General features: G+C 63.2%; 25 protein-coding genes. 6 read left to right on the plus strand and 19 right to left on the minus strand.

The window, feature by feature from the left end:
- Nucleotides 1–4 precede the first annotated feature (4 nt).
- The 14 genes from clpX to QF118_RS18175 form a co-directional block, all read right to left on the minus strand.
- On the minus strand, nucleotides 5–1,270 hold the full coding sequence (gene clpX / locus QF118_RS18110; protein ID WP_282300436.1) for an ATP-dependent Clp protease ATP-binding subunit ClpX: 1,266 nt from the start codon (nucleotides 1,268–1,270) through the stop codon (nucleotides 5–7).
- Between the two features lie 154 nt (nucleotides 1,271–1,424).
- Nucleotides 1,425–2,060 (minus strand): ATP-dependent Clp protease proteolytic subunit, encoded by a 636-nt coding sequence (locus tag QF118_RS18115; protein ID WP_282300437.1) that lies wholly within the window; start codon nucleotides 2,058–2,060, stop codon nucleotides 1,425–1,427.
- A 145-nt stretch (nucleotides 2,061–2,205) separates the two neighbouring features.
- On the minus strand, nucleotides 2,206–3,123 hold the full coding sequence (locus tag QF118_RS18120; protein WP_282300438.1) for a cation diffusion facilitator family transporter: 918 nt from the start codon (nucleotides 3,121–3,123) through the stop codon (nucleotides 2,206–2,208).
- An 84-nt stretch (nucleotides 3,124–3,207) separates the two neighbouring features.
- The gene (locus tag QF118_RS18125) at nucleotides 3,208–4,476 is read right to left on the minus strand and encodes an NAD(P)/FAD-dependent oxidoreductase (protein ID WP_282300439.1); all 1,269 of its coding nucleotides are present in this window, start codon (nucleotides 4,474–4,476) and stop codon (nucleotides 3,208–3,210) included.
- A gap of 74 nt (nucleotides 4,477–4,550) precedes the next feature.
- Nucleotides 4,551–5,264 carry a c-type cytochrome gene (locus tag QF118_RS18130; RefSeq protein ID WP_282300440.1) on the minus strand — a complete coding sequence of 238 codons (714 nt, stop codon included), beginning with the start codon at nucleotides 5,262–5,264 and terminating at the stop codon, nucleotides 4,551–4,553.
- A gap of 4 nt (nucleotides 5,265–5,268) precedes the next feature.
- Nucleotides 5,269–6,594, minus strand: coding sequence for a c-type cytochrome (locus QF118_RS18135; RefSeq protein ID WP_282300441.1), 1,326 nt, complete (start codon nucleotides 6,592–6,594; stop codon nucleotides 5,269–5,271).
- Nucleotides 6,578–7,855, minus strand: coding sequence for a sulfite dehydrogenase (soxC, locus tag QF118_RS18140; protein WP_282300442.1), 1,278 nt, complete (start codon nucleotides 7,853–7,855; stop codon nucleotides 6,578–6,580). Before soxC ends, QF118_RS18135 begins: the two co-directional genes overlap by 17 nt.
- A 30-nt stretch (nucleotides 7,856–7,885) precedes the next feature.
- Nucleotides 7,886–9,583, minus strand: coding sequence for a thiosulfohydrolase SoxB (gene soxB / locus QF118_RS18145; protein ID WP_282300443.1), 1,698 nt, complete (start codon nucleotides 9,581–9,583; stop codon nucleotides 7,886–7,888).
- A gap of 105 nt (nucleotides 9,584–9,688) precedes the next feature.
- Complete coding sequence (soxA, locus tag QF118_RS18150) at nucleotides 9,689–10,534, minus strand: sulfur oxidation c-type cytochrome SoxA (protein WP_282300444.1); 846 nt, start codon at nucleotides 10,532–10,534, stop codon at nucleotides 9,689–9,691.
- A 60-nt stretch (nucleotides 10,535–10,594) separates the two neighbouring features.
- Nucleotides 10,595–10,924 carry a thiosulfate oxidation carrier complex protein SoxZ gene (gene soxZ, locus QF118_RS18155; protein WP_282300445.1) on the minus strand — a complete coding sequence of 110 codons (330 nt, stop codon included), beginning with the start codon at nucleotides 10,922–10,924 and terminating at the stop codon, nucleotides 10,595–10,597.
- A gap of 19 nt (nucleotides 10,925–10,943) precedes the next feature.
- Complete coding sequence (gene soxY, locus QF118_RS18160; RefSeq protein WP_282300446.1) at nucleotides 10,944–11,360, minus strand: thiosulfate oxidation carrier protein SoxY; 417 nt, start codon at nucleotides 11,358–11,360, stop codon at nucleotides 10,944–10,946.
- A 27-nt stretch (nucleotides 11,361–11,387) separates the two neighbouring features.
- On the minus strand, nucleotides 11,388–11,864 hold the full coding sequence (gene soxX / locus QF118_RS18165; RefSeq protein WP_282300447.1) for a sulfur oxidation c-type cytochrome SoxX: 477 nt from the start codon (nucleotides 11,862–11,864) through the stop codon (nucleotides 11,388–11,390).
- Between the two features lie 134 nt (nucleotides 11,865–11,998).
- Complete coding sequence (locus QF118_RS18170; protein WP_282300448.1) at nucleotides 11,999–12,574, minus strand: thioredoxin family protein; 576 nt, start codon at nucleotides 12,572–12,574, stop codon at nucleotides 11,999–12,001.
- A 15-nt stretch (nucleotides 12,575–12,589) separates the two neighbouring features.
- Nucleotides 12,590–13,327 carry a cytochrome c biogenesis CcdA family protein gene (locus QF118_RS18175; protein WP_282300449.1) on the minus strand — a complete coding sequence of 246 codons (738 nt, stop codon included), beginning with the start codon at nucleotides 13,325–13,327 and terminating at the stop codon, nucleotides 12,590–12,592.
- 73 nt (nucleotides 13,328–13,400) lie between these two features.
- Between QF118_RS18175 and QF118_RS18180 the strand changes: the two genes are divergently transcribed.
- The 3 genes from QF118_RS18180 to QF118_RS18190 all read left to right on the plus strand — a co-directional run bounded on the left by QF118_RS18180 (nucleotide 13,401) and on the right by QF118_RS18190 (nucleotide 15,294).
- The gene (locus tag QF118_RS18180; RefSeq protein ID WP_282300450.1) at nucleotides 13,401–13,781 is read left to right on the plus strand and encodes a thioredoxin fold domain-containing protein; all 381 of its coding nucleotides are present in this window, start codon (nucleotides 13,401–13,403) and stop codon (nucleotides 13,779–13,781) included.
- Between the two features lie 13 nt (nucleotides 13,782–13,794).
- A complete protein-coding gene (locus QF118_RS18185; protein ID WP_282300451.1) occupies nucleotides 13,795–14,151 on the plus strand; it encodes an ArsR/SmtB family transcription factor in 357 nt (118 codons plus the stop codon).
- 81 nt (nucleotides 14,152–14,232) lie between these two features.
- A complete protein-coding gene (locus tag QF118_RS18190; RefSeq protein ID WP_282300452.1) occupies nucleotides 14,233–15,294 on the plus strand; it encodes a YeeE/YedE family protein in 1,062 nt (353 codons plus the stop codon).
- Between the two features lie 98 nt (nucleotides 15,295–15,392).
- On the opposite strand, the gene QF118_RS18195 is transcribed toward QF118_RS18190, so the two are convergent.
- The gene (locus QF118_RS18195; protein WP_282300453.1) at nucleotides 15,393–15,980 is read right to left on the minus strand and encodes a riboflavin synthase; all 588 of its coding nucleotides are present in this window, start codon (nucleotides 15,978–15,980) and stop codon (nucleotides 15,393–15,395) included.
- Nucleotides 15,981–16,072: 92 nt separating this feature from the next.
- Between QF118_RS18195 and QF118_RS18200 the strand changes: the two genes are divergently transcribed.
- The 3 genes from QF118_RS18200 to QF118_RS18210 all read left to right on the plus strand — a co-directional run bounded on the left by QF118_RS18200 (nucleotide 16,073) and on the right by QF118_RS18210 (nucleotide 20,652).
- On the plus strand, nucleotides 16,073–17,365 hold the full coding sequence (locus tag QF118_RS18200) for a capsule polysaccharide biogenesis protein (RefSeq protein ID WP_282300454.1): 1,293 nt from the start codon (nucleotides 16,073–16,075) through the stop codon (nucleotides 17,363–17,365).
- Between the two features lie 96 nt (nucleotides 17,366–17,461).
- Nucleotides 17,462–18,607 carry a polysaccharide biosynthesis/export family protein gene (locus tag QF118_RS18205; protein ID WP_282300455.1) on the plus strand — a complete coding sequence of 382 codons (1,146 nt, stop codon included), beginning with the start codon at nucleotides 17,462–17,464 and terminating at the stop codon, nucleotides 18,605–18,607.
- A 5-nt stretch (nucleotides 18,608–18,612) separates the two neighbouring features.
- Complete coding sequence (locus QF118_RS18210) at nucleotides 18,613–20,652, plus strand: capsule polysaccharide biogenesis protein (RefSeq protein WP_449441506.1); 2,040 nt, start codon at nucleotides 18,613–18,615, stop codon at nucleotides 20,650–20,652.
- 146 nt (nucleotides 20,653–20,798) lie between these two features.
- Here the strand turns inward: QF118_RS18210 and ribD are convergent, their stop codons facing one another.
- From ribD to QF118_RS18230, 4 genes are all read right to left on the minus strand, one after another.
- Complete coding sequence (ribD, locus tag QF118_RS18215; RefSeq protein ID WP_282300457.1) at nucleotides 20,799–21,881, minus strand: bifunctional diaminohydroxyphosphoribosylaminopyrimidine deaminase/5-amino-6-(5-phosphoribosylamino)uracil reductase RibD; 1,083 nt, start codon at nucleotides 21,879–21,881, stop codon at nucleotides 20,799–20,801.
- A gap of 20 nt (nucleotides 21,882–21,901) precedes the next feature.
- Entirely contained in the window at nucleotides 21,902–22,378 is a 477-nt protein-coding gene (nrdR, locus tag QF118_RS18220) for a transcriptional regulator NrdR (RefSeq protein WP_282300458.1), read from the minus strand.
- 152 nt (nucleotides 22,379–22,530) lie between these two features.
- On the minus strand, nucleotides 22,531–23,070 hold the full coding sequence (locus QF118_RS18225; protein WP_282300459.1) for a hypothetical protein: 540 nt from the start codon (nucleotides 23,068–23,070) through the stop codon (nucleotides 22,531–22,533).
- Nucleotide 23,071: 1 nt separating this feature from the next.
- On the minus strand, nucleotides 23,072–23,803 hold the full coding sequence (locus QF118_RS18230; RefSeq protein WP_282300460.1) for a DUF1353 domain-containing protein: 732 nt from the start codon (nucleotides 23,801–23,803) through the stop codon (nucleotides 23,072–23,074).
- Nucleotides 23,804–23,828: the final 25 nt, after the last annotated feature.

The raw sequence follows: 23,828 nt of genomic DNA on the forward strand, positions 1-23,828 counted from the left end.
AACCTCAGCTGGCCGAGGCTTCTTCCTTTTTCTGATCGGCGTAGATCATCAACGGTTTGGCGTCGGAAACGACCGCCTCTTCGTTGACGACAACCTCGGTCACCTCGTCCATGCCCGGCAGTTCGAACATGGTGTCCAGAAGGATCCCTTCGAGGATCGAGCGCAGCCCGCGGGCGCCGGTCTTGCGTTCGATCGCCTTTTTCGCGATCGCCGACAGCGCGTCGTCGGTAAAGGACAGTTCGGTGTCCTCCATCTCGAACAGGCGCTGGTACTGTTTGACAAGGGCGTTCTTGGGCTGGGTCAGGATGGTGATCAGCGCATCTTCGTCCAGGTCTTCAAGCGTTGCGACAACCGGCAGACGGCCGACGAATTCCGGGATCAGGCCGAATTTCAGCAGGTCCTCGGGTTCGAGCGATTTGAACGTCTCGCCGATTCCCATTTCGCTGTCGTCGCGCACATCGGCGCCAAAGCCCATGGCCGAGCCCTTGCCGCGCTGCTTGATGATCCGGTCCAGGCCGGCAAAGGCGCCGCCGCAGATGAACAGGATGTTGGTGGTGTCCACCTGCAGGAATTCCTGCTGCGGATGCTTGCGGCCACCCTGCGGCGGCACCGAGGCAACGGTGCCTTCCATCAGCTTGAGCAAAGCCTGCTGCACGCCCTCGCCCGACACGTCGCGGGTGATCGAGGGATTTTCGGACTTGCGCGTGATCTTGTCGACCTCGTCGATGTAGACGATGCCGCGCTGCGCGCGTTCGACATTGTATTCGCTGGCCTGAAGCAGCTTGAGGATGATGTTTTCCACGTCCTCGCCGACATAGCCCGCCTCGGTCAGGGTGGTGGCGTCGGCCATGGTAAAGGGCACATCCAGGATGCGCGCCAGGGTCTGGGCCAGCAGGGTCTTGCCGCAGCCGGTGGGGCCGATCAGCAGGATGTTCGATTTCGAAAGTTCGATGTCGCTGGATTTCTGGGCGTGGTTCAGACGCTTGTAATGGTTGTGCACCGCGACCGAAAGAACGCGCTTGGCCTTGGCCTGCCCGATCACGTAGTCGTCCAGCACATCGCAGATTTCGCGCGGGGTGGGCACGCCTTCGGCGGATTTCAGGCCTGCGCCCTTCGTCTCTTCTCGGATGATGTCCATGCAGAGCTCGACACATTCATCACAGATGAACACGGTCGGCCCGGCGATGAGTTTGCGAACCTCATGCTGGCTTTTGCCGCAGAAGCTGCAGTAGAGGGTGTTCTTGCTGTCACCGCCTGAATTCGTCGCCATTTTGCACCTTTCCTGGCCAATCCCGACCCGCTTTCGGATCGGTAAACAGGCCGTTTTTTCGTACCGACCGCCCCGTGCCCATCAGCTTAGGGCAGCCTATCGGGGCGGGCAATCCGAAAATTTGTCCCGCCCGGGTCGGGGCGGGACCCTTGCGTTACTTGCCTGCTGCGTCGTCACCGGTCTCGCGAGAGGTGACGATTTCGTCGATCAGGCCCCATTTCTTGGCGGTCTCGGCATCCATGAAGTTGTCACGCTCAAGCGCGGCTTCGACGGCTTTCAGCGTCTGGCCGGTGTGCTTGACGTAGATCTCGTTCAACCGCTTCTTCAGTTTCAGGGTTTCCTCGGCGTGGATCATGATGTCCGTCGCCTGGCCCTGATAGCCGCCCGAAGGCTGGTGCACCATGATCCGGCTGTTGGGCAGGGAAAAGCGCATGCCGGTTTCGCCAGCGGTCAACAGCAGCGACCCCATCGAGGCCGCCTGTCCGATCACCAGTGTCGAAACCTTGGGCTTGATGTACTGCATGGTGTCATAGATCGACAGGCCCGAGGTCACCACGCCGCCGGGGCTGTTGATGTACATCGAGATTTCCTTGGACGGGTTTTCCGCCTCAAGGTGCAGAAGCTGCGCAACCACCAGCGACGACATGCCGTCGTGCACCGGGCCGTTCAGGAAAATGATACGCTCCTTCAGCAGCCGCGAGAAGATATCGTAGGCCCGTTCGCCGCGGCTGGTCTGTTCGACCACCATCGGCACCAGGGTGTTCATGTAAACGTCAATCGGATCTTTCATCGCGTACCTGCCTGCTAGTGTCGTGTTTGATGCCTAAGCCTTAGGAGTTTACAGAGTCTTAGTGCCGCCCCCCGGTACCCGCAAGGGGCGCTGAAAAATTCCATGTTCTAATCGAGATTGTGCCAGACCGGTGCCCGCCCCCGGATCATCCCGCGTGGCCGATCTTTTGCGGTTGCTTGCAGACATGGGACGCGCATTCCAGCTCCAGCGTGACATGGCGCAGGTCGTGCGCCTGCGACAGGGCCGTCTTGACCGCCTGCTTGATCGCGTCCGCCTGTCCCCAGGACCCGGGTTCGATCACCAGATGCGCCTCGAGACTGCTGCGGTGTTCGTCCATCTGCCACAGGTGCGCGTGGTGCATGTCCTGCACGCCTGGCACGGCCTCGACCGTGGCGATCACCGCCTCGGGCGTCAGGGTGGTCGGGCTGCCCAGCATCAGGATGCGCACCACGCCGCCGATCTCGGAAAAGGCCATCCACAGGATATATCCGGCAATCAGCAGGGTCGCCGCCGGGTCCACCCAGGTCCAGCCGAACAGCAGGATCAGGGTGCCCGCGACCATCACCGCGACCGACCCCGCCGCATCGGCCAGGTTGTGCAGAAAGGCGGCGCGGATGTTCACGCTGTCCTTGGCCATGGAATAGGTCAGGGCGGCGGTCACAAGGTCGATCAGCAGCGCAAGCCCCGCGATGATCACCACCAGCCACCCGGCCACGGGTTCCGGCGCGAGAAGGCGCATCACCGCTTCGTAGACCAGGTACAGGCCGATCACGATCAGGGTTGTCAGGTTGACCAGCGCGGCCACCACCTCGGCCCGGCCATAGCCAAAGGTCATCGCCGCATCCGCGGGGCGCCGGGCGATCCTGCGCGCCCAGAAGGCAATGATCAGGCTGATGGCATCGCTGAAGTTGTGCAGCGCATCGGCAATCATCGCCAGACTGCCGGACACGATCCCGCCAATGACCTGCGCCACGGTCAACGCCAAGTTCACCGCGACGGCGGCGGCCATCCGGCGGTCGCCGGTTTCGGGGTCGATGTGGTGATGATGGTGGTCGTGGGGCATGTGTCAATTGGCGCTTGCCCGCGCGCCAAGGTCAAGGGGCGGCCCGATGGACCGCCCCCGACCATTCGTCACACTTGGCTGAAATCAGCCGAACATGTCCGAGGTGATACCCGCATACCAGCCGATGCTTTCCTCGTAGGTGCGTTTGCGCATGTCGGCGTCTTCGCCGGTTTGGCTGACAAAGCTGGACACGCTGGCGATCTTTTCATCGGTCGGCTCATAGGACGCGCCCACCTTGACCCCGTCATCTGTGGCGATCAGCGACCAGCAGGTGTTGGAATACTTTGCCGGGAAAACGCGGCTGCCGGTCAGCGATCCGCGCACTGCCATCGCCGCAACCTTGGCCTGCGAATTGGCCGAATAGCCGGATTTCGGCATGTCGCCCTGATTGCTGGAATCGCCAAGGATATAGATGTTCTCGTCCATGCGGCTTTGCATGTTGTGACCATCCACCGGCGCCCAGTTGCCTTCGGTCAGGGCCGCCGCATCGCAGATCGCCCCGGCCTTTTGCGCCGGAATGACGTTGCAGACGTCGGCCTTGACGATCTCGCCGTCGATGTTGACCTCCATCGTATCGGCATTCACCGAAACATTGCCGCCGCCGAAATCCGGGCCCAGCCGTTCGATCATGCCGCCGTAATGCTTTTGCCAGCCTTCTTCGAACAGCGCCTGTTTCGAGAATTTGTCCTTGGGGTCAGCGATCAGGATCTTGGCCGTGGGGTTCGTTTCCTTCAGCACATGCGCCACCATCGAAACCCGTTCGTAAGGGCCCGGGGGGCAGCGATAGGGGTTGGGCGGGGCGACCATGACATAGGTGCCGCCCTCGGGCATGGCCATGATCTGGTCTTTCAGCAGTTCGGACTGGGTGCCGGCCTTGTAGGCGTGGGGCATTTTGGTCTGCGTGCTCAGGTCCCAGCCGGGCACGGCGCCGTCGACGAAATCAATGCCGGGGCTCAGGATCAGGCGGTCATAGGGCACCTTGGCGCCGCCGGCCAGCGACACGGTCTTGGCGTCGCGGTCGACCCCGATGGCCCAGTCATGCACCACATTGATCCCGTATTCCGAGGCCAGCTTGCCATAGGAATGGCCGATGCTGGACAATTCGCGGAACCCGCCGATGTAAAGGTTCGAGAAAAAGCAGGTGTAATACATCCGCGTCGGTTCGATCAGCGTGACGTCGATCTCGCCGTTGCTGTCCTTGGCGATATAGCGCGCGGCGGTGGCCCCGCCCGCACCGCCGCCGACGACGACGACCTTGGGTTTGCCGTGGCTGGCGGCGCGCACCATGGGCGCGGCCAAAGTTGCCGCCGCAAAGGCGCCCGTTCCCAGAAAATTGCGTCTGTTCAATGTCATGTCCAGTCTCCTCCTGATGGACTTGCTTGTTGTCGCCTGCCCCCGCCAGGCGGGGGCGGGCGTTCTTATGCCTTCTATTCCTCCAGATCCGCGAAATACGCGGCCAGCGCGGCGATCTCCTCATCGCTGAGCCGTCCGGCCATCATCTGCATCACCGGATGCGGCCGCATTTTCTGCTTATACGCATGCATGGCGATGACAAAGTCCTCGGGATACCAGCGGGTGATCGAGGGGATGCCCTCGTCCATGCCCGAGGTCTGGTGACAGGTCACACATTCCGAGGCCAGATATTCGCCATAGTCGCGATCGCCGACGATCTCCAACACCTCGGGCGGCAGGTCGACCTCGCGTTTGCGCGCGGTCGGGGCCGATTCCGGGATGTCCTGCGGGCTGGCGGTATAGCTGCGCAGATAGGCCAGAACGTCGTCCCGGTCCTGCTGCTTTTTCAATCCGCGAAAGGCCATGCGGGTGCCCGACACCAGCGAACGCGGGTTTTCCAGGTACAGGTTCAGGCGCTGGATGTTCCAGACCATGTTGTCCTGAAAGGCCCGTTCCAACCCTTTGGAATAGTCAAAGCCCTCGATGCTGCCAGCGCGGCGTCCGAAGATCCCATTAAGATGAGGCCCAGCGCGGTTTTCCGCGCCGGGCCCTATCTGATGGCATCCGCTACACTGACGAAAAAGCTGCTCGCCGCGCTCGGCATCGCCGATCAGCTGAGCATCCTCCTGGGCAAGCGTGGCCCCCGGAGGGGCCAGCGCAAGAAGTATGGCAAAGATGCGTGTCTTCATCGGATCACTGCGATACGGATTTCAGGAATTCAGTGATCGCATCCAGATCCTCGTCCGACTTGAGGCCGGCAAAGGACATCTTGGTGCCCTTCACATAGCCGCGCGGGTCGGCGAGGAAGGCATGCAGGGTCTCTTCGTTCCAGACACCGCCCATTTCGGCCATGGTCTTGGAATACTTGAAGCCCTCGGCCCCGCCGATGGCGCGCCCGTAGATGCCGTTCAGTTCCGGACCGGTGCGGTGCTTGGCGCCGTCACCGACCTGGTGGCAAGCCTTGCACTTCTTGAAGACGTTTTCGCCCTTGGCCACCAGATCGGCGTCCAGTGCGGCAACGGCGGTTTCAGCCGGGGCCTCTGCGGCCGGTGCTTCGGCGGCGGTTTCCTCGGCTACGGGTTCTTCGGCGGCAGGCGCCGCCTCTTCTGCCGGTGCCGCGGCAACCTGGGTTTCCTCGGCGGGCGCTTCGGCAGCGGCCTCGTCACTGCCCGCTTCGTCCGGGGTCACGTCCAGAACCGTGGCGCGCATGGTGATCTTGACCTCGTCCTTGCAGTTTTCCATGCAAGGCTCGCCGCTCCAGATCGCGTATTCGCTCTCGGCGCGGTCGTCGATGATGAAACCATCGGCGTTCAGCATCTCGACCTCGGCCCATGTCTCTTTCGACAGCTCGAAATCGTCCTCGATCATGTCGTTCGAATACAGGATATAGGCGACGATGGCATAGACCTCGTCACTCGACAGGCTTTGCGCATTGCCAAAGGGCATGGACCGGTTGACGTAGTCCCAGACCGTCGACAGGTAAGGCCAGTAGGACCCCACGGTTTTCAGAGGATCTTCGCGCGCAAGCGTGCCGTTTCCGCCAGCCAGCTTGGGCCAGTTGTCGACGCCTTCGGCAAAGGATCCGTGGCAGACCGCGCAGTTTTCCTCAAAGATCGGCTCGCCATCGGCGGCATTGCCGGACCCTTCGGGCAGGCCGGTGCCATCGGGGCTGACGTCAAGGTTCCAGGCGGCGACCTCTTCGGGCATGGCTTCGCGGCCCAGACCAAAGCGCATGCCGGTGCTGGCCTCGTCCGCGTGGGCGGCGGAAATCAAAAGCCCCTCGGCGGCAGCGGGTTCGGCTGCGGCTTCGGCGGTTTCGACAGCTGCCTCGGCGGCAGGCGCTGCGGCAGCGGCCTGAACCGGGGCCTCGGGCTCCGGGATCGGTGCCGGAAGCGCCGCCAGCGTCGGCAGATCCTTCGGGATCGGCACCACGTTGCGGTCGGCAAAGTTGTAGGCGGCGGTGCCCATGACCAGAAGGCCAAGCGCGGTTCCGCCAAAGAGTTTAAGAGACTTCGACATTTTCTGCCTCCCCATTGGCCTTAACGTGCCAGGTCTGGATACAGTTGTTGTGGTAGATCGAGTTCAGCCCGCGCACTTCGCGCAGCTGGGCCTTGGTCGGCTGGACGTACCCGGTTTCGTCCATCGCACGCGACTGAAGCAGCATTTCTTCGCCGTTCCAGGTGGTGTCCAGGTAGAAACGGGTCAGGGCCTTGTCCTCGCCTTCGTTGGCAAGGCGGGCGGTTTCCCAGGTCTTGCCGCCGTCTTTCGATACGTCGACGCGGGTGATCTTGCCGTGGCCGGTCCAGGCCATGCCGGTGATGACCAGCGGGCCATGGCCGTGCTTGATCGGCGCCTGCGGGCTGGGCGAGGTGACGACCGATTTGGCGTCCATGACCCAGGTCCACTTGCGCGATGTGCCATCGGCCAGCGTGTCGGTGTATTTCGACGTTTCTTCGCGCGACTCGACGGCCTGATCGGTGACTTCGACGCGGCGCAGCCACTTGACCCACATGTTGCCTTCCCAACCGGGAACGACAAGGCGGACAGGATAGCCGTGTTCCTTGCGGAGCGCTTCGCCGTTGGCCTTGAAAGCCACCAGCACGTCGTCCATCGCCTTTTCCATCGGGATCGAGCGGCCGTTCGACGAGGCATCGGCGCCTTCGACATAGACCCACTTGTCCTTGAAATCGCCCGCGGCATCCAGGCCGGCCTCGGCCAGGATCGTGCGCAGCGGTACGCCGGTGTATTCCATGTTGTGGATCATGCCGTGGGTGAACTGCGCGCCGTTCAGCTGCGCGCCCGCCCATTCCATGCCCGTGTTGGCCGCGCATTCGCAGAAATACACGTGGTTTTCGCGCGGGAAACGCTCCAGATCCTCGTAAGAGAAGACCAGCGGCTTGTCGACCAAGCCATTGATCATCAGGCGATAATCCTCTTTCTTCAGCTCGATCGCGCCCGAGTGGTGGCGTTCGAACGCGCAGCCCTGCGGGGTGATCGTGCCGTCCAGCGCGTGGATCGGCGTGAAGTTGATCGACGAAATCGTGTCGGCGGTCAGCCATTCCACGTTGCGGCGGATCACGTCGCCTTCGTACTGGATCGGCAGGCCATAGGGCGTGGCGTCAACGCCATCCCCCAGGCCGCTGGCCCATTCCTGCACCTCGGTGATCAGCGGATCGGGGCCTGCGGCCCGTGCGGCTGTGGCCGCCACCGTCCCTGCCCCCAGCGCGGCCGCGCTGGTCAGGAACTTGCGACGCGACGGACCCTTGTTCTCTGTGGTCATTGGTTTTTCTCCTCTCAAGCAGGTGGGCGCTTAGATGCCCACCACCTCGACCGAATTGTTGGGTTCCAGGGTGACGGTTCCCAGCTTGCGAATGTGGCTTTCCACCACGTCCCAGATCTGCGGCCCCTCGGTGCCTTCGTTGACCGAGGCCCAGCCGGCGACGACATAGTTTTTCGACGGATCGATCGCCTCGCCGGTCTTGAGCAAGGTCATGTCGGAAATCCGTTCGCCCTGCGGCTTGGACACGTCGCAGCGATAGGCCATGCCACCGATGCGCACCATGTCCCCGCCCTGCTGGTAATAGGGATCGGGGTTGAAGATGTTGTCGGCGACGTCCTCAAGGATCACCTTGATGAATTCGCCAGTCATTTCGGAACGATACGCCTCGCCGTAGGTCATCGAGGTGACGTTCCAGATATCTTCGCGGGTGATGTTGTCACCGGGGATCAGCGACGGCCCCCAGCGCACACCGGGCGACATGGCGATGTCGGCCTCGCGCTCGCTCATCAGGGCGTCGCAGATCAGGTCATCCCAGCTGCCGTTGAAGTTGCCGCGGCGATACAGCAGGCTGTCGGTCTGGCCGATCACCTCTTCAAGCTCGGCCTTGAAGGGCGCGCGCTGTTCGTCAATGATTGCGGAGACCTCGGCGTCGGGTTCGATCACGTCCGAGAAGATCGGGATCAGCTTGTGACGGAAGCCCATCATGCGGCCATCGCGCACGTCCAGATCGACGCGCGACACGAATTTGCCGTTCGAGCCAGAGGCGATCAGGATCGTGTCACCCACCAGCACCGGTTCGGGCAGCGCGTCATGGGTGTGGCCGGTCAGGATGACGTCGATGCCGGTGACCTTGCTGGCCATCTGCTTGTCCACGTCAAAGCCGTTGTGCGACAGGCAAACCACCAGTTCGGCGCCCTGCGCGCGCACTTCGTCAACCATGGCCTGCATGTTTTCGTCGCGGATCCCGAACGAGTATTCCGGGAACATCCAGCGCGGGTTGGCGATGGGCATATAAGGGAAGGCCTGACCGATAACAGCGATCTTGACGCCGCCACGCTCAAAGAACTTGTAGGGCGGGAACAGTTCCGAAGGTTCGTCCCACTCGGCGTCAAAGATGTTCTGACCCAGCGCCGCATAGGGCAGGTTTTCGACGATTTCCTGAACCCGCGCGCTGCCCAGCGTGAATTCCCAGTGGAAGGTCATCGCATCGGGCTTCAGCGCATTCATGACGTTGACCATGTCCTGGCCTTCGGTCTTGTAGCAGGTCATCGAGCCGTGCCAGGTGTCGCCGCCGTCCAGCAGCAGCGCATCGGGGCGCGCCGCGCGGATCGAGTTGATCACCGTGGCGACACGGTCCAGGCCACCGACCTTGCCATAGGCGCGGGCCAGCGATTCAAAATCGCCCGAGGACAGCGCGTAATGCGACGGGCTGCCGTCGTCGATGCCATACAGCTTGCGGAAATCCGCGCCGGTCACGTGGGGCACAGCGCCCTTGTTGCCGCCGACGCCGATGTTGATCGACGGTTCGCGGAAATAAATCGGCTTGAGCTGCGCATGGATGTCGGTGACGTGAATGAGGCTCACGTTGCCGAAGGTGTCGAATTGCAGAAGCTGGTCCTGGGTCAGGGACTGCTGGGCCGCCAGACGGGCCCAGTTGCCAAAGCCAGAGGCCCCGACCATCGCCGAGGCCGCCATGGACACCTGCAGGAAATCGCGTCTTGAGATCATGGGGAGGGTCTTTCTTTGCTCACTCGCGACACACATGCGCATGTGTGAATAAGTTATTTACAAGAAACCCCGCGCCAGTCGCCTGACGCGGGGTCCCGGTGAGGTTTAGTTACGAACCGACGGACCTTCGACCGACAGACCGTTGCCGCGCGACGCGACATACAGTTCCAGCGCGATGAATTCCGCGGAACCGGGGCTGAAGGTTTCGGCGCGGGTGTCGCGCACGCAGCCCTTGAAGCGGTCATGGATACCGTTCAGTTTCGCGTTCTTCAGACGGTAGGCCGGGAAACCGTTGATCTGACCCTGCGACAGGTGGTCGGCGCGGATGTAGTTGCCGTAGTTCTGCTCGTGGCAGTTGGCGCAGGACAGTTCCAGCTGGCCGTAACGGGTATAGTAGATTTCCTTACCCTGGGCCCAGGTGTCCGCGGCGGGGCCGTCGATGGCCACGTTCACGGGCATGCCACGCGACACAGAGGCAAGAAGCGCTTCCATGTTGATCGCGTCACCGCTGTCGTATTTCCATGCCTCGGCCCCCATGCGGGTGGTGCGGCAGTCGTTCACCTGCATCTGCAGGGTGCGGACTTCGCCAGCTGCCTCGTTGTACTTGGGATAGACGGGCTTTACGCCGGCCATCTCTTCGGGGGCGCCGTGGCAATCCGCGCAGGATTTGCCTTCGGAGCCTTCTGCGGTCGCCCAGACATCGCGCGCCTGATCGACAAAGATCATGCCCGGATTGTCAAAGTCGTCCATTTCCATGGCCTGCGTGTCGTCGTCGCGGAAATGCCAGCCCGAAATGACTTCGGACAGGTTTTCCGCGTGCTCGGGCGCCGCCGCCTTGGTCACGATTTCCAGATCGCCGTTGATGACAAGCGTGTCGTCATCGGCACCGCCCGCCATGACCATGGGGGCGGCAAGCAGTGCGGCAATTGCCGTCAGTGCCTTGAATTTCATATTTTATTCCCTCCCTTTGGGCGCCCTGCCCCACCGTTGCGGCGGGGCAGGGTTCAGCCTTTAGCCAATCGCGATCGGTTTGCTGTCTTCGTAGACATCACCATCGTCGTCGTACCAGGTGAACTTGAACTCACCTGCTTCGGGAACCTGTGCTTCGAATTCGAAGTACGGGTTGGTCGAGATGGCCGGCTCGAGCGTGATGTCGATCACGTTCTGGCCGTTGAAATCGCAGGTAAAGCGATTGATGATCGAGCGCGGAATGAGATTGCCGTCGCCGTCTTTACGCTGCCCGGATTCCATCTTGTGCGAGATCAGCGACTTGATGGTGATGACCTCACCAGCTGCGGCGCTTTTCGGGACTTTTACGCGGGGTTTGACATCGGATGCCATTGTTCAGATCTCCTGTGAATTAGCCGCCGCAGCCGCCAATGGTGACCTTCACGGTCTTGGAAGCGCGGGCAAAGGTGCCGTCAGCCAGCTGTGCGATGGCGATGACGTCCTGGGTCCCGGCAAGGCGGATACGGGTCGAAGCCGAATGCGAACCGGCCAGCGGGCCAAAGGTGAACTTGGCCACACCCGGGGTCGGGTTGCCGGCAGCCAGAAGCAGAATCGCCGAAGCGCCCTCGGCCGAGACGGCCACGGGAACGGTGTTGCCGTTCTCGGCGATTTCCGGCGCGGTCAGATCGACCCCGCTGTCGGCAACCGCTGCGCCACCGGTAAATTCATTGATGACATCATCCACCGCTGCGTTTGCACGGAACGGAAGGACGGTCATCAGCGCTGCACCGGCACCCAGTGCCAGCGTTTCGCGACGAGTAAATTCCATCGTCTTTCTCCTTGGAACCTTGGTTAATCAGCTGTCCTTGAGCGTCATGAGGAAAGCGACCACATCTTCGATGTCCTGCGCCGACAAAAGCGGCGGCAGATCCGCAGGCGCGGCCTTGCCGGTATAGGCGTCACCCGGGCGGATGAAACCATCGGTCTTGTAGAAGGCCGGCATGACAGAGCCCTCGAACGTTTTCTTTGCATTGATCAAGATGCCGCGCAGCTCCGCCTCGGATCGGACATCACCGATACCATCAAGCGTCGGGCCAACTTCGCCTTGGAACGGAATATCCGCCAAGGCAGAAACCGCATGACAGGAAACGCAGTTGCCCTGCCCCTTGTCACCCATGATCACTGCACCATTCTCGGCGTTGCCGGGCATGCCTGTCAGCGATGCTTCGACTTCACCATATTCGGCAAACTGCACGTCGCTGGGCGCGACGTTTTCAGCGAAAGCCATACCTGCGATCAGCGTTGCCGCTGCGGTGATTGCTGTAAGCCTCATTTTCCCTCCCTAGGCCTCGCGAGACCCTTGCGGGCTTCGCCTCGTTTTTGGCTGATGTATACCGTAGGCTACCGGACAGGCGTTACGCAACAACAAATTCACAGAAGTGAATTATTGCTCCGAAAGGTCGCGCCTCAGTCCGTTGACCCATTGCTTCTTTCCTGGATGCGCCTTGCGTGATAGCGCTGAAAATCTTCTCCGTTATCAAGGTCATAGCGCTTTTCCTGCACCCAGGTGAACATGTCCAGCGTGGTGCCTTTGCCAAAGGCGCCGGGCATGACCGCGACGGCCGCTTCGATGCCGGCGACCCCCTCGGGGACCTCTTCGGGCATAAAAACGATGTTGGGTGTGAACATCACCCGCCATTTGCGCGCCAGGTCCTTTTCGGCCAGCGATTCTCCGTCGAAATCGACCACCTCGATATCGCCGTGCAGGTTCAGCTGAACGACAAAGTAGTTTTCGTCGATGTAGTCGCTGACTGTCGGGTCGATGAACACCTCTTCGTGCATCTGCTTGCAGTAGATGCAGCCGCGCTGTTCGACGAACAGCACCAGACGCTTGCCCTCGGCGTTGGCCTCGGCCAGGTCTTCGCGCAGATCCTTGAAGGTGTCGCGCATCCAGGGTTGCTTGTGCAGCCCGTCGTCGCCGATTTCGGCAAAGGCCGGCAGGGCCATCAACAGCGCGATGCCGGCACCAATCCAATGTTTCATTTGATCCTCTCCCGTTTAACTCAGCGAAGTCCAGCTGGGGAACGTCTCAATCATCCACTGGGCGATGATGTTGACACTGTTCGTCGCGATCAGGATCGCAAACAGAATCAGCATCGCCCCCATGACCTTCTCAACATACTGCAACTTGCTTCTGTGGCGGGCGGTCCATTTCAGGAAAGGCCCCGAGAACAGCGCCGCGATGACAAAGGGCGCGGTCATTCCGACACCATAGACGAACAGCAAAAGCCCGCCGCGCACCACGTCGCCCATGCCGCTGGCGATCATCAGGATCGAGGCCAGCGCCGGGCCGACGCAGGGCGTCCAGCCAAAGCCAAAGGCCAGCCCCATGACATAGGCGCCAAGAACCGTGGTCGGCTCGGCCTTGCTTTCGACACGGGCCTCTCGGTACAGCAGGCCAATCCGGATGATGCCCAGGAAATGCAGGCCAAAGATGAACAGCACCGCCGCCGCCACGTAGGACAGCGGCTGTTTCCAGTCGGCAAAGGCCTGTCCGATCGCCGTGGCCCCCATGCCCAAAAGGACAAAGATCGTGGTCACCCCGGCGGCAAAGAACAGCGCCGAAACGATCAGCCGTTTCTGCGCCCCGGGGGTGATCCCGGCATCATCGCGCAGCTCGGACATTGAAATGCCGGCCATGTAGCACAGGTAAAAGGGCACCATCGGCAGGATGCAGGGCGTAAAGAAACTCAGCAACCCGGCCAGCGCGGCGCCGGCAAAAGAAATATCAAGCACGTCAGCGCCTTTCCTTGATCAATTCACATATTCATATTACGTAGTACGTCAGTCAATAGACATTCGGTGTACAATGGTGCTCAAATTGATCCTGCAGGTCGGGGCCCTTGCGGGCAGCCTGATCGCCACCTCGGCCGCCGCCGGAGAGATCCGGCTGATCATGGTCGAACAGCCCGGCTGCGCCTATTGCGCGGCCTGGGACGACCAGATTGCGCCCGCCTACCCCAAGACCGCCGAAGGCCGCTTTGCACCGCTGCTGCGCGCCGATCTGCACATGGGTCCGCCCGACGGGATCACCTATGCGCGGCGTGTCAACTTTACACCGACTTTCATTCTGATTGACGACGGAGTGGAAATTGCCCGCATGGAAGGGTATGTCGGTGAGGACTTCTTCTGGCCGGTCTATGCAAAACTGCTGGAAGACAATACCGACTTCGAGCCGGTGACGAATTGAGGATTACGGACTGATGGGGCATGCACTTCCTGTTCTGCGCGATGATCTGACCGAACAAGAACTCGACGAGATCGTCGACAAGGCCACGACGGCCTCGGCTTTCCTGAAGGCGATCAGCCACGAAGGACGGTTGATGATCCTGTGCCATCTTGTGACCGGCGAAAAATCCGTGACCGAACTCGAAGAACTGCTGTCGGCCCGCCAGGCCGCCGTCAGCCAGCAATTGTCGCGCCTGCGGCTTGAAGGGCTTGTGATCCCGCGCCGCGATGGCAAGGCGATCTACTACCGCCTGGCCGATCATCGTCCGCGCAAGGTTCTGGAATGCGTCTATAACCTGTTCTGCCGCGACGACGACGAAGAACAGGCCTGATCCCGGCACCCCCTTGCGGGACAAGACAGGCCTGCCCATACTTGGGCGCAATGCACCGGTCCGGTCAGGGGGGAGCCTGCCATGATTGAACTGCTGACGGAACATCACCTGGTGGCCCTGTTCGGGCTGCTGGGTGGCCTTTGCCTGGGGCTGGCGGCGCGGCTGGGGCGGTTCTGCACGCTGGGCGCCATCGAGGACGCGCTGTATGGCGGATCGACCACGCGCATCCGCATGTGGGGCGTTGCCCTTGGCATTGCGATCCTGGGCAGCTTCGGTCTGATGGCCAGCGGTCAGCTGGCGGCCGAAACCACCTATTACCTGTCGATCCGATGGATGCCCCTGGCCTCGATCCTGGGCGGGCTGCTGTTCGGCTATGGCATGGCCCTGTCGGGCAACTGCGGCTATGGCGCGGTGGCACGGCTGGGCGGAGGCGATCTGCGCAGTTTCGTGATCGTGCTGGTCATGGGCGTGTCGACCTATGTGGTCCTGTCCGGCCCGCTGGCGCCGCTGCGCGACATGGCCTTTCCGCAATCGGCCGTCACCCCGGGCGAGCCAATCCCCGGCATCGCGCACTTCCTTGGCGCGGCCACCGGGCTTTCGGCCAATGCCATCGGCATGGCGCTGGGGCTGGTGTTGCTGGGCGTCTCGGCGGCCTCTCGCAAGCTGTGGAAGAAACCTGGACAGGTGTTTTGGTCTGCGGTCGTGGGCCTGGGCGTGATCATCGGCTGGGCCGGCACCGCCTGGGTGGCCCGCACCGGTTTCGAGGATCTGCCCGTCGTGTCGCACAGCTTTGCCGCCCCCCTGGGCGAAACGATCCTATGGTTCATGACCGGGTCGGCGCGGCCCTTGTCCTTTGCGGTCGGATCGGTGGCCGGGGTCTGGACCGGGGCCTTTGCCGGATCGCTGATCAAGGGGCATTTCCGCTGGGAAGCCTGCGAAGACCCGCGTGAATTGCGCCGCCAGATCGTTGGCGCCGCCCTGATGGGCGCGGGGGCCGTGATTGCACTGGGATGTTCGATCGGCCAGGGGCTGAGCGCCTTTTCCCTGCTGGCCTTTTCCGCCCCCGTCACCTTTGCCGCGATCTTTGCCGGGGCGGCCCTGGGCCTGCGTCAGCTGATCATGGGGTTCCAGCCTGCCGAGTAGGCGCCCCCGGGTTCACCGCAGGGATTGGCGGACAGGACCGGAGCGAGAGGCCAGCCTCTCGCGCTCTCCGGGATATTTTTGGCACAAAGAAACGCCGATCAGGAGAAATCCTGAAGCCGCGCCACGTAGCGCGCCAGCGTGTCGATTTCGAGATTGACGCGGTCGCCGACCGCCACCGAGCCCCAGGTCGTGACCGCCTTGGTGTGGGGGATGAAGTTGATGCCGAACTCGCAGCCTGCGACCTCGTTCACGGTCAGCGATGTGCCGTTCAGGGCAACCGAGCCCTTGGGCGCGATGAAGCGGGCCAGGTGATCGGGGGCGCGCAGGGTGACGCGGGTGCTGTCGCCTTCGTCGCGGATCGCCACCACCTCGGCGACGCCGTCGACGTGTCCGGACACGATATGGCCGCCCAGTTCATCGCCCACCTTGAGCGCGCGTTCCAGATTGACCCGCCGGCCAGCGGTCCAGGCGTCGAGGTTGGTCTTGGACACGGTTTCGGCGCTGATTTCCACGTCAAACCAATCCTCTCCGAGGGCGACGACCGTCAGGCAGACCCCGTCACAGGCGATCGAGGCGCCGATGTCGATCCCGGCGGTGTCGTACCGCGTGCCGATCCGCGCCCTCAGGTCTCCGCGTTGCTCAAGCTCGCGGATCTCGCCCATATCGGTTACGATGCCTGTGAACATGGTTGCTCCTTCCGGGATGTGCCAAGCGGGCCTTAATTTCGCCGGGATGTGTTGTTAAGAAAGACTTCAGGACAAGGACATAGAACGCCACCATGAGCAACGCAACCGGCCAGAAACGGGTCTTCCTGTTCCTGCAGGGACCGCACGGCCCCTTCTTCAACCGTCTTGGCGCCATGCTGCGCAAGACCGGGGCCGAGGTCTGGCGCGTCGGGTTCAATGCGGGTGACCGGGCGTTCTGGTTCCACCCGCGCAGCTACATCCCCTTTCGCGGCACGCAGGACAGCTGGCGCGACACCTTTGTCGCGCTGCTGGCGGAAAAGAACGTGACGGATATCGTGCTGTACGGCGATGTCCGCCCGATCCACGCCCAGGCGGTGGAGGAGGCGAAGGCCCGCGGGCTGACCGTGCATGTCTTTGAAGAAGGCTACATGCGGCCCTATTGGGTGACCTATGAACGCGGCGGATCCAACGGGCATTCGCGCCTGATGAGCATGAGCATCGAGCAGATGAAGCGCGCGCTGGAAATGTCCGACATGGAGGCCCCCCTGCCCCCGGCGCATTGGGGCGACATGCGCCACCACATCTTTTACGGCGCGCTGTATCATTGGTTCGTGATGTTCCGGAACGGCGATTACCGCAACTTCCGGCCGCACCGGTCGCTGAGCGTCGTGCAGGAATTCATGCTTTACCTCAAACGCCTGCTTTTGATGCCCCTGACATGGGCCGACCGGGTCGCTGCCACGACGCGCATCCGGCTGGGCGGTTTTCCCTATCACCTGGCGCTGCTGCAACTGGAGCACGACAGCTCGTTCCAGAAACATTCGCCCTTTTCCACCATATCCGAGTTTCTCGACCTGGTGATCGCCGGCTTTGCCGAGGGCGCGCCGGGCCATCACCACCTGGTGTTCAAGGCGCATCCGCTTGAGGATGGCCGCGTCAACGTGCGCCGCGTGATCCGCGATCTGGCCCGCGCCAAGGGCGTGGCGGACCGTGTCCATTACGTGCGTGGCGGCAAGCTGGCGCAGCTGCTGAACGATGCGCGCACCGCTGTTACGGTCAATTCCACCGCCGCGCAGCAGGTGCTTTGGCGCGGCATTCCGCTGAAGGTCTTTGGCGATGCGGTCTATTCCAAGCCCGAGTTCGTCTCGTCCCAGCCCCTGGCCGAATTCTTTGGCGCCCCGTCGCGTCCGAACATGCATGCCTACAAGGACTATCGGCGCTATCTGCTTGAAACATCACAACTTCCGGGCGGGTTCTATTCCGCCCGCGGGCGCCGCCAATTGCTGCGCCAGGTGGTCGACATGATGCTTGCGCCGGACGATCCCTATGATGCCCTGCGCCGCGGAACCGCGGCCCCGAGGCAACAGTTGCGCGTCGTGCACTAGGCCGGACTGCCCCGGGGACTAGCGTTTCTTATGAAATGTCGGTAGCTTAAACAAAAAAATACCCGAGGCAGAACATAAGGTCGAGGAGACCGAGCAGTGAAACACTCCCCTTCCCGGTGGGCGAAATCTATCGCCCTACTGGCTGCAGTGTCCGTATTGGCATCCTGCGGCTTGCCCCGCGTGGGCCCCAACAAACGCGAAATCTTTTCGGGTTCGGTCCAGCAGGAAGGCGACGCCTTCATCGTGGCTGTCAATGACCGGGTGACACGCACCACGGCCGTTGTCCCGGCCCTTGGCTTTTCCGAGGCCTTCAAGAACGCCGAAACCTTGGGGTCGGACACCATCCGCCCCGGCGATACCCTGGGCCTGACCGTCTGGGAAAACGTCGACGACGGGCTGCTGGCGGGTGAGGCGACCAATTCCACCATCCTCGAAGAGGTTCAGGTGGACGGCGCCGGCTTTATCTTTGTGCCCTACGCAGGCCGCATCAAGGCGGCTGGCAACACGCCGGAACGGGTGCGCCAGATCATCACCTCCAAGCTTGAAGACCAGACCCCGGACCCGCAGGTCCAGGTGCGCCGCGTGGCCGGTGACGGATCGACCGTCAGCCTTATCGGGTCGGTCGGCGGTCAGGGCGTCTATGCCATCGAACGCCCCACCCGGACGCTGTCGACCATGCTGGCGCGCGCCGGCGGGATCACGATCCAGCCCGAGATCGCCCAGATCAAGGTGCTGCGCGGCAACAAGACCGAAACCATCTGGTTCCAGGACCTGTACAAGCACCCGGAATTCGACATCGCCCTGCGCGGCGGTGACCGCATCCTGGTCGAAGAAGACACCCGCGCCTTTACCGCACTGGGGGCCACCGGCGCCCAGGCCCGCGTGCCTTTCGAAAGCCAGACGCTGAGCGCGGTCGAGGCGATCGCCCAGGTCGGCGGGCTGCTGTCCACCTCGGCAGATCCGACCGGCGTCTTTGTCTTCCGCAACGAACCGGCCGAGATTGCCAACCAGGTGCTGGGCCGCACCGATCTGATCGGCGCCCAGCGTCTGGTCTATGTGCTGGACCTGACCCAGCCCAACGGCATGTTCATGGCGCGCGACTTCGTCATCCGCGATCAGGACACCCTGTACGTGACCGAAGCGCCCTTTACCCAGTGGAACAAGACCATTGCCGCCCTGACCGGCACGCTTGGCGCCGTCACCACCGTGACCACCGCCGCCACCGCGGTGAGCGGGGGCTGACGCCCTTGCCTTCCGGACCGGATGGACCGCAACACGCCGGGGGGCATGCTCCCCGGCGTCTTTACGTTTACAACGGCGGGTTCGTGACCCAGCGCCGGTTGCGGCGCATCCTGACCCTGTCCGGCTATCGACTGTCGCTGGGACGCCCGGCAAAGGGCGACCTGGTCGGCGTCTGGGGGCAGTCGCCCTATGCCCATCGCGGCGAGGCGGTGGCCAGGCGCCATGGCGCGCCGCTGGTCCGGATCGAGGATGCCTTTCTGCGCTCGCTCCTCCCCGGGCGCGAGGGCGAGCCGCCCCTTGGCCTTTTGGTCGATCACAGCGGTGTGCATTTCGACGGGCGCAGCCCGTCCGACCTTGAAACCCTGCTGAAAACCCATCCCCTGGATGACAGTGCCCTGCTGAACCGCGCGCGTGCCGGCATGGCCCGGATGCGGGCGGCGCATCTGTCCAAATACAGCGCCACGCGGCTGGATCTGGACCTGCCGGACCCCGGCTATGTCCTGGTGATCGACCAGACGCAGGGCGATGCCTCGGTGCGGGCCTCGGATGCAGATCGCAACCGGTTCCTGGAAATGCTGTTCGTCGCGCGCGAGGAAAACCCCGGCGCCCGCATCCTGTTGAAAACCCATCCCGAAACCGCCGCAGGCCATCGCCCGGGGCATTTTCGCGATCAGGACGCCGGCGGCGACATCACCCTGTGCGACAGCGCCGCCTCGCCCTGGCAGCTGCTGGATGGGGCCACCGCGGTCTATACCGTGTCGTCCCAGATGGGGTTCGAGGCGATCCTGGCCGGACACAAACCGCGCGTCTTTGGCAGCCCCTTCTACGCCGGATGGGGCCTGACGCAGGATGAAACGCCGATTGCCCGCCGCCAGCGCAACCTGACCCGCGCCCAGCTGTTTGCCGCCGCGATGATCCTTTATCCGCGCTGGTACGATCCGCACCACGACCGTCTGTGCCCCTTCGAAGAGGCGCTTGCCGCGCTCGAAACGCAGGCCCGCGCCTGGCGCGAGGACCGCGCCGGTTGGGTGGCCGAAGGCATGCGCCTGTGGAAAAGACCGCATTTGCAGAAATTCTTTGGGCAGCAGCGCAGGGTACACTTCGAAGATGATGTGGACAAATCCCGCGCCCTCGCCACGACCGAGGGGCGCAGGCGCATGGTCTGGGCCGGAAAGGCCCGCGACGACGATGCCGCACGCGTCGAAGATGGCTTTTTACGATCACGCGGGTTGGGGGCGCAGCTGACACCGCCCCTGTCGCTGGTGCTGGACGATCTGGGCATCTACTACGACCCGGCCCGCCCGTCGCGGCTGGAACAGCTTGTTCAGGCCAGGGCTGTGGATATACGCCCCGACCAGATCGAACGTACGCAGCGTCTGATCGCGCGTTTGACCGGCGCTGGCTTGTCCAAATACAACCTGTCCGGAGAATTGCCCACATTGCCAACAGGGCGCCGCATCCTTGTGCCCGGCCAGGTCGAGGACGATGCCTCGATCCTGCGCGGCAGCCCGGAGGTGCGGACAAACGCTGAACTGCTGCGCCGCGTGCGCGAGGCCAACCCCGATGCGACCCTGTTGTGGAAACCCCACCCGGACGTCGAGGCCGGATTGCGCATGGGGCAGGTCGACACCCCCGAAACCTGGGCCGACATGACCCTGTCACAGGCGCCGATCGCCCCGCTGCTGGACCAGGTCGACGAAGTCTGGACGATGACCTCGCTCACCGGGTTCGAGGCGCTGCTGCGCGGCTGCCGTGTCACCACGCTTGGCGCGCCTTTCTATGCCGGATGGGGGCTGACGCAGGATTTGGGGCCGGTGCCCCCGCGCCGCCTGACCGGGCCGCGCCCCGGGCTCGAGGCGCTGGTCCACGCCACGCTGATCGACTATCCGCGCTATCTGGACCCGCGCAGCGGCCTGCCCTGCCCGGTCGAAGTGATCGTCGATCGGCTGGAAAGCGGCGATCTGCCCCGGCCCGGCCCGCTGAACAAAAGCCTGTCCAAGCTGCAGGGGCTGTTTGCCAGCAAGGCGCATCTTTGGCGGAAATAAAGGGGCTTGGCGCCGCCTGCTTTAAGGGTTTGTTAAGACTTTCGGGCAAACCCCTGATCTGGCGCTGTTTTAAAAGTTATCCACCGCAGCATCGCAGCCTTGGGACAGGATCAGCAGCGGCGTCTAACCGGTTGACCTTTGGTCAATTATCCCGTTGCCGCAGCGCGGCGCCAAACGTGGCGGACATCGCCCCCCTCCACCGAGACATCCACAAGCGCAAAATGCGGTGCAAGCGCCAGTTTTTCCACACCCAGCGCCCCCAGCCCCGGCAAACCCTCGGCGCCAATCGCGACACCAGCAGAAAAGACCTGGAGCTCGTCCACCAGGTCTGCCGCCAGCAGCGATGCGGCCAGCTGGCCGCCGCCTTCGCAGAACACCCGGGTCAGCCCCGCCTGCCCCAGCGCCGCCATCAGCGACGCCGGATCAACACGCCCGGCGCGAAGTGCGCAGGGGATCAACCGGGCGCCCAGCCCGTCCCATGTCTTTTGTAGCTCTGCGCTGGCATCGGGCCCGTGGCACAGCCAGACCGGCGTGTCCCGGGCCGTGCGCGCCAGCGTGCCCAGCAAGGGCAGGTCCAGGAACCGCGACACCACCACGCGCGCTGGTTGCGGCACATTTCCAAAACCGCGCACCGTCAGCGACGGATCATCGGCGCGCGCCGTGCCGCCGCCCACCATGACCGCATCGTGGCTGTTGCGCAGCCCATGCACCGCAAGACGCGCCTGCGGCCCGGTGATCCATTGGCTTTCGCCGGTGGCGGTGGCGATCCGGCCATCCAGGCTCATCGCGAGTTTCAGCGTCAGCCAGGGGCGCCCCTGTTCGACCCGCAGGAAAAAGCCCGCGTGATCCAGCGCCGCACGGTCGGCCAGAACCCCCGTCGTCACCGCGATCCCGGCCTTGCGCAGGCGGTCGAACCCCTGTCCCGAAACCCGCGGATCGCTATCCGGCAAGGGCGCGACGACACGCGCCACACCCGCAGCGATCAGTGCATCGGCGCAGGGCGGTGTCTTGCCATGGTGGGCGCAGGGTTCCAGCGTGACATAGGCGGTCGCGCCGCGCGCAAGATCGCCCGCCATGTCAAGAGCCTGCGTTTCGGCATGGGGCCGCCCGCCCGGCTGGGTCCAGCCGCGCCCGACGACGCGCCCGCCCTGCACCAGAACGCAGCCAACCGCCGGGTTGGGCCAGCATTTGCCCATCCCGCGCCGACCCAGGCCAAGAGCATGGGCCATATGAAGGGCGTCTGCCCCGGTCACTTTTCGGCCGGGGGTTCCGGAACTTCGGGGCGCAGTTCAGAAACGAACTTGTCAAAGTCGTCTGCCGCCTGGAAGTTCTTGTAAACACTGGCGAAACGCACATAGGCAACGGTGTCGATCCGGGCAAGCGTCTCCATCACGATCTCGCCGATCTGATGCGACGAGATATCGGTTTCGCCCATGCTTTCCAGTCGCCGGACAATGCCCGAGATCATCTGGTCGATGCGTTCGGGGTCCAAAGGCCGTTTCTGCAAGGCGATCCGGATCGAGCGTTCCAGCTTGTCCCGGTCGAAATCTTCGCGTCGCCCGTTGGATTTGATGACCACAAGATCGCGCAGTTGCACGCGTTCGTAGGTGGTAAAGCGCCCGCCACATGCGGGGCAAAAACGGCGGCGGCGAATGGCTACGTGGTCTTCGGCCGGCCGGGAATCTTTAACCTGGGTGTCGATGTTTCCGCAAAACGGGCAGCGCATTGGCCGTCCCCCTCGTCTTTTTTTCTGCTCTATATGCCTGATTGCGGGGTTTTTCCCCACTTATCCACAGCCACTATAGGTCAGTCCCAAAGTTTTGGGTAGGGGTGAATTTGACCCGCAAGATCGTGACAGCCTGGCGTGTCCAATCAGACTCAGTTCGCTGGCAACCAGGCCTGCGCGCCGGGGTCCCAGTCCAGCCCGGCGGCGCGTTTTGCGTCACCGATGGCTGCGGTCCAGTCGAACCGGACGGTTGCCGGGGCGCAGTCCAGCGCGGCGGCACGCTGCGCTCCGCGATAGACCTCGACGCCGCCGGATTTTGCCTCGGGGCTGTCTTCGACGGCCAGCATCTTGTCGATGGCGCCGTTGACCCGGTATTCGTAGTCCCCGTTGAAAAAGCGCACTTCTTCCCAGATCGTGCGGCCAATTCCCGGCCAAGGGGTATAGCCCAGCGTTGCCGCGGCCTCGCGCAGGGTCAGTTCCGGCGCCCCCCCTGCGGGCCCGTAGCGATAGACCACCGCGTCGCCTTCGACGCAGACCTCAAGCAGCTTGCCGTTCTGCGCGATCCGGCATGACAGGAACAGGTCCGCCGCCGAGCATTCGGCAAAAGCCATCCCCGCCGTCAGCATCAGGGCCGCAATCGTCGCGGGCGCCGTGACGCGGCGCGGCCACCACAGTTCAAAGCATCGAACCATCCTAGATCCCCCTTCGGGTCAGATAATCGGGCTTGGCGCTGTCGCCGGCCTTCAGGGCCATTTCGCGCGCTTTCATCCAATCGACGATTTCATCGGCGCTGGGGTCGGTTTCCTCGATCCACTTCAGGCACCATTCCATTTCGCGCAGCAGCGCGCTTTCTTCGACACCTTCCAGCGTGCGGTCCGGGTCGTTCCAGCGCGGGCCGCCCAGGTAGACCGCGGCAAAGATGATCTTGGCCTTGGCGGGGGGCGTGCCCGCGACCAGAAGCGCCTCGTAGAACATGCGGTGCACGTCCTCCCAAGGCTTGGTCTGATAGGTTTCCAGCGCCTCGTTGCCCACCCCGCAATAGGCGTCATGCAGCGCCGCCGCCTCCAGATACTCGCGGCTTTGGCGGTCACCCATCAGCGGTTCGAACACCGCAGGGATCGACGCGCCATCGGTCAAGGTCTGCACCGGGGCCGTCCAGGTGCGGCCAAATCCATCGACGAAATCGATCTGGGCTGTCGTCGGCAGAAAGGCGTGCTTGAACTTTTCCACGAAAACCGGCGTGCCGCCGATCTGGATCGGGCCGCCGACAAAGCGGCAGAAATGGCCGTCCTCGCCGGGGCCAAGGCAGGCTTCTCCGCCCGATTGCACCCGTCCGGACAGGTATTCGGGCACACCGATCCCAAGGGCGCCGACCAGGGCCAGCCCTGTCAGCATAAACACGGTCCGGGACGATATGCGCCGCATGGCCACCCAAGTATCCTTTTTTTCA

This window comes from Tropicibacter oceani (assembly GCF_029958925.1).
Classification (GTDB): Bacteria; Pseudomonadota; Alphaproteobacteria; order Rhodobacterales; family Rhodobacteraceae; genus Pacificoceanicola; species Pacificoceanicola oceani.